This is a genomic window from Inquilinus sp. (assembly GCF_039594555.1).
In the GTDB taxonomy this organism is placed as follows: Bacteria; Pseudomonadota; Alphaproteobacteria; order DSM-16000; family Inquilinaceae; genus Inquilinus.
Window position 1 is genome coordinate 1 of record NZ_JBCNNF010000462.1, and the last position, 5,222, is coordinate 5,222.

The window sequence follows — 5,222 nt, forward strand, 5'->3', positions numbered from 1 at the left end:
CGGCAAGGTCGCGGCCTTCGTGGCGCTCGCCATGCTGCTGGGCCCCAAGGTGGTGCCCTGGGTGCTGAAGCAGGTGGCGCGCACCGGCTCGCGCGAGCTGTTCACCCTCTCCGTCCTCGCCGTCGCCGTCGGCATCGCCTATGGCTCGGCCGTAGTGTTCGGCGTGTCCTTCGCCCTCGGCGCCTTCTTCGCCGGGGTGGTTCTGAGCGAGTCGGATTTCAGCCACCGGGCGGCGGCGAACTCGATGCCGCTGCAGGATGCCTTCGCGGTGCTGTTCTTCGTCTCCGTCGGCATGCTGTTCGACCCATCGATCGTGCTGCGCGAGCCGCTGGCCGTGGTGGCGGTGGTGGCGCTGATCATCCTCGGCAAGTCGATCGTCGCCTTCGGCATCGTGCTGCTGCTGGGCTATCCGAGCGCGACCGCCCTGACCGTGGCCGCCAGCCTGGCGCAGATCGGCGAGTTTTCCTTCATCCTGGCCGGGCTCGGCCTGTCGATGGGCCTGCTGCCGCCGGAGGGGCGCGACCTGGTGCTGGCCGGGGCGCTGATCTCGATCACCCTCAACCCGCTGACCTTCGCGGCCGTCGACCGGCTGGTGGGCCGCATGCGGCCGGGCCGCTACGGCCAGAAGCGCCTCGCCGCGCTGGAGACGCAGCTGGACGAGCTGCAGCGGCGCAACGCGGCGCGCGAGAGCGAGCGCGGGCTGCGGATCCAGACCCTGGTCGAGCTGTTCCCGATCTTCGGTGAGCTGGACCGGGAGGCGCGCGAGGACCTGCTGCTGCTGTTCCAGCCGCGCGCCGCCGCGCCGGGCGACCGCATCATCCGCAAGGGCGGGCGGCCGGATGCCGCCTATTTCATTTCCTCCGGCGCGGTGCAGGTGAATGTCGACGGGCGCGAGATCCCGCTCGGCCCCGGCGAGTTCTTCGGCGAAATGGCGCTGCTGAGCCGGGCCCGCCGCTCAGCCGACGTCACCGCCATCGACTTCTGCCAGCTGCTGGCGCTGCCGGAGCGGGACTTCCGCATGTTCGTGTCGAAGCATCCGGGGCTGCGGGCCCAGCTCGACCGCCTGGCGGCGCAGCGCCGGACCATGAACCGGGAGACGGTCACCGACGCGGCGCCGGCGGTGTGAGCGAGGACAGCCGTCGGATCCTGTGACAATCTTCTGACCCGTCGGGCGGTGAGGGCTGGCGGAACGGCGGCGATGCGGCGTAGACTAGCGGCAGTCTGGAAGCCGCATGGCGCACCCGGATCCGGCCGCGAGCCGGAAGAGCCGGCCAGCCGATGTTGCGACCGTATGATTTGAAATTGTCATAAAATTAATATTATTGGAGGGTCAATGTCCGGCATAAACGAGCTCGAAAATTACAGTTCTGCTCTCGCCTCCTTCACCATTCCTGGCCAGGAAGGGAAGGCGATGGACCTCAGCGGCACCGTGATCGGCCCCGATGGTGTCGGCGTTCGCATCTATTGGGTTCGATCCGACGACACCCGGTTTCAAATCGATTATGAACATCTTGTATTGAATGGTGTCGATAGCATCATTGGAAGCGTGCAATGGTATCTTGATAACTATGACTACTACAGCGTCTTCACGCTGACCAATGGCAACGATACAGTCTATAATGACTCGTGGAGCATCACCACGGCCCTGTACGGCCTGGGCGGTGACGATGCCCTGTACGGCGCCTATTACATCGATGGCGGCGACGGCAACGACATCATTTACAATTTCAGCGAAAGCGGCGCGACCCTGCTCGGCGGCAATGGTGACGATGCCATTACGGCCCGGGGGGGCAGCCGGGTGGATGGCGGGGCTGGCACGGATACGCTCAAATATGGATCCGAGCCGCGCAGTGGATATGTGATCGTCGATCTCGCGGCCGGGACGACATCGGATGGCAACCGCCTGACCAGCATCGAGAATGTGTGGGGCGCGGTCGGAAACGATCAGCTGATCGGCAATGCCGGGGCGAATGTGCTTCGCGGAGGTGACGGCGCCGACACGCTGCGTGGCGCCGCGGGAGCCGACACCCTCGATGGCGGCGCCGGCTTCGACACGGCGGATTACTCGACCTCCGCGGCGGCGGTGACGGTCAATCTCGGCACGCACGGCACATCCGGCGGCGATGCGCAGGGCGACCAGCTGATCGCCATCGAGGCCGTGACCGGCTCCGCCTATGCCGACACGCTGACCGGCGATGCCGCGGCCAACACCCTGTCGGGCGGCGCCGGCAACGACGTGCTCGCCGGAGGCGCCGGGGCCGATGCGCTGAACGGCGACGCCGGCATCGACCGGGCGGATTATGCGGCGTCTGCCGCCGCGGTCACGATCAATCTTGCCACCAGCACCGCCAACGGCGGCGATGCGGCCGGCGACGTGCTGACCGGGATCGAGACTCTCGGCGGCTCGGCCTTCGCCGACAGCCTGACCGGCGATGCCGGCGCCAACACGCTGTGGGGGCGCGGCGGCAACGACGTGCTCGCGGGCGGTGCCGGCAACGACTCGCTCTATGGCGAGGCCGGCGCCGACACGCTGCAGGGCGGCGACGGCGACGACCTGCTGATCGGCGGCGACGGGGCCGATGTGCTGAATGGCGGGGCCGGCACCGACACCGCGAACTACGCCGAGGCCGCCGCCGGGGTGGCGCTGAGCCTCGCCACCGGCGGGACCGGCGGCGCCGCGGCCAGGGACAGCTTCGTCAGCGTCGAGAACGTGCTGGGCTCGGCCTTCGACGACACCGTCATCGGCGATGCCGGCGCCAACACGCTACGCGGCTTGGCCGGGACCGACCGGCTCTATGGCGGCGCCGGCGGCGACATCATCACCGGCGATGCCGGCAACGATCTGCTCTACGGCGAGGCGGGGGCCGACCAGTTGCAGGGCGGCGACGGCGACGACTACCTGACCGGTGGCACCGGCGCCGACGTGCTGAACGGCGGCAACGGCACCGACATCGCCCTGTACGATTCCGCAACGGCGGCGGTGACGGTCAACCTGGTCACCGGCGGCAGCGCCGGCGACGCGGCGGGCGACACCTACAGCGGCGTCGAGAACGTGATGGGCTCGGCCTATGGCGACATCATCACCGGCAGCGCCGGGGCCAACGCGCTGTGGGGCCTGGCCGGGAACGACGTGCTCACCGGGGGTGGCGGGGCGGATGCCCTGAAGGGTGGCGCCGGGGCCGACCGCTTCGTCTACACCGCCATCTCCGACAGTACGACCGTCGCCGCCAATCGCGACAGCATCAACGACTTCTCGCATGCCGAGGGTGACCGCATCGACCTGTCGGCCATCGACGCCGACGGCAATGCCGGCAACGGCAACACCGCCTTCACCTTCCTCGGCGGCGGCGCCTTCACCGGCGCCGGGCACGAGGTGCGGGTGGTGGCCGGCGGCGGCCTGCAGTCGGTGCTGATCGACGTGAACGGCGACAAGGTGGCCGACATGCAGATCAACGTCATCAGCGCCACCACCCTGGTCGCCGGCGACTTCGTGCTGTAGAGCGGCGCGCTGCGGACCGGGGGGCGGCCCTACGCCGCCTCCCGGTCGCGGCGCAGACCGTCCTTGCGCATCTGGTCCGGCGTCGTGCCGGTCAGGCGGTGGAACATGGCGATGAAGGCCGAGGCGTTGCCGTAGCCCAGGTCGCGCGCCACCGCGCCGACCGACGCCCCCTCCTCCAGCCGCGACAGCGCCGCCACCAGCTTCATCCGCTGCCGCCATTCGGCGAAGGACATGCCGAGATCGCGCTGGCAGTGGCGCGACAGCGTCCGCTCGGTGGTGCCGGTGACCCGCGCCCATTCGGCCAGCGACCGGCGGTCGCCCGGCTCGCGCTGCAGCGCCTCCAGCACGGTGCGCAGAGCCGGGTCGTCCGACACCGGGAGATAGGAGGAGTGGCGCGGCGCCAGGCGGATCTGGTCGACCAGCACCTGCGCCAGCCGCAGGTCCTCCTCGCTCCGCGGCACCTTCACGCCGCGCGCGTCGACATCGGCCAGGATCGCCTTGATCAGCGGGCTCAGCGCCAGGGTGCAGGGCTCGGCCGGCAGTGTGGCGCAGAGCTCGCGCACGACATAGACCGAGACATAGCGCACGGCGTCGCGGTTGTGGCAGGCATGGACCACATCCGGCGGGGTCCAGATCGCATATTGCGGCGGCGACAGGTAGCGCACGCCGCCGACCGTCGCCACCATCAGGCCGCGGACGGCGTAGTTGAGCTTGCCCCAGGGCAGCGCCGCCTCCGGCCACACCATGCCGGCGGGATAATCCTCGGTGCGGAAGGACAGCGGGTCCGGCGGGGCGCCGCGCAGCGCGGGCAGGCGGTCGGTCATCTGTCCCCTCCTCTCCATCGTCTGTCCGATCATCGTTATATATCTCGAACCCGCCAGGCGCTAGGGTCTCTCCATGTCCACGTCGCACACCCCTCTGCGCTGGTTCGCCCTGCCGGTCGTCACCGTGGCGATCTGGTCCGGCAACGTCGTCGTCACCAAGCTGGCGGCGACGGCGGTCCATCCCAGCGTCATCGCCTTCGAGCGCTGGGCTCTGGCGCTGCTGCTGCTGACGCCGTTCCTGGCCCGGCCGGTGTGGCGGCTGCGGCGCGAGATCCGGCCGCATCTGGCGAAGCTGGCGGTGCTGGGGCTGCTCGGCATGGCCGCCTATCAGGGGCTGGCCTATTACGCGGCGGAGACCACCTCGGCCACCAAGATGGGCTTCGTGGTGTCGCTGGTGCCGCTGCTGACCATGGCGCTGTCGAGCCTGCTGCTGGCCGAGGCGCCGACGCTGGGCATGGTGGGCGGCGGGGTGCTGTCGCTGGCCGGGCTGACGCTGCTGCTGGGCCAGGGCGACCCGCTGGCGCCGTTCAGCGGCGGGCTGGCGCCGGGCGACGGCATGATGCTGGTCGCCTGCATCACCTATTCCGGCTACGGCGTGCTGCTGCGGCGCTGGCACATGCCGCTGCCGGCCTGGCCGTCGCTGTACCTGCAGATCGCCTTCGCCACGCTGTTCCTGCTGCCCGGCTGGCTGCTGGCGCCGGCGGCGCCGCACAGCGCCACGGCGGTCGGGCTGATCCTCTATGCCGGGATCCCGACCTCGATCCTGGCGCCGTATCTGTGGATGCAGGCGATCCGCCTGCTGGGGCCCAGCCGCACCAGCCTGTTCATCAACCTGTCGCCCGTGATGACCGCGGCGATCGCCATGGCGGTGCTGGGCGAAAGCCTGCACCCCTACCACT

The 5,222-nt window shown here is 69.8% G+C and carries 4 protein-coding genes; 3 read left to right on the forward strand and 1 reads right to left on the reverse strand.

The window, feature by feature from the left end; genetic code table 11:
• Both ABDW35_RS31680 and ABDW35_RS31685 read left to right on the forward strand, forming a co-directional pair.
• Positions 1-1,126, forward strand: a 1,126-nt coding sequence (locus ABDW35_RS31680; RefSeq protein WP_343717831.1) for a cation:proton antiporter, incomplete at its 5' end; no start/stop codon positions are given.
• Between the two features lie 420 nt (positions 1,127-1,546).
• Positions 1,547-3,499, forward strand: coding sequence for a calcium-binding protein (locus ABDW35_RS31685; protein WP_343717832.1), 1,953 nt, complete (start codon positions 1,547-1,549; stop codon positions 3,497-3,499).
• Between the two features lie 29 nt (positions 3,500-3,528).
• On the opposite strand, the gene ABDW35_RS31690 is transcribed toward ABDW35_RS31685, so the two are convergent.
• On the reverse strand, positions 3,529-4,323 hold the full coding sequence (locus ABDW35_RS31690; RefSeq protein WP_343717833.1) for a helix-turn-helix transcriptional regulator: 795 nt from the start codon (positions 4,321-4,323) through the stop codon (positions 3,529-3,531).
• A 73-nt stretch (positions 4,324-4,396) separates the two neighbouring features.
• Between ABDW35_RS31690 and ABDW35_RS31695 the strand changes: the two genes are divergently transcribed.
• Positions 4,397-5,222: DMT family transporter (locus tag ABDW35_RS31695; RefSeq protein WP_343717834.1), on the forward strand; the 826-nt coding region annotated here is incomplete at its 3' end.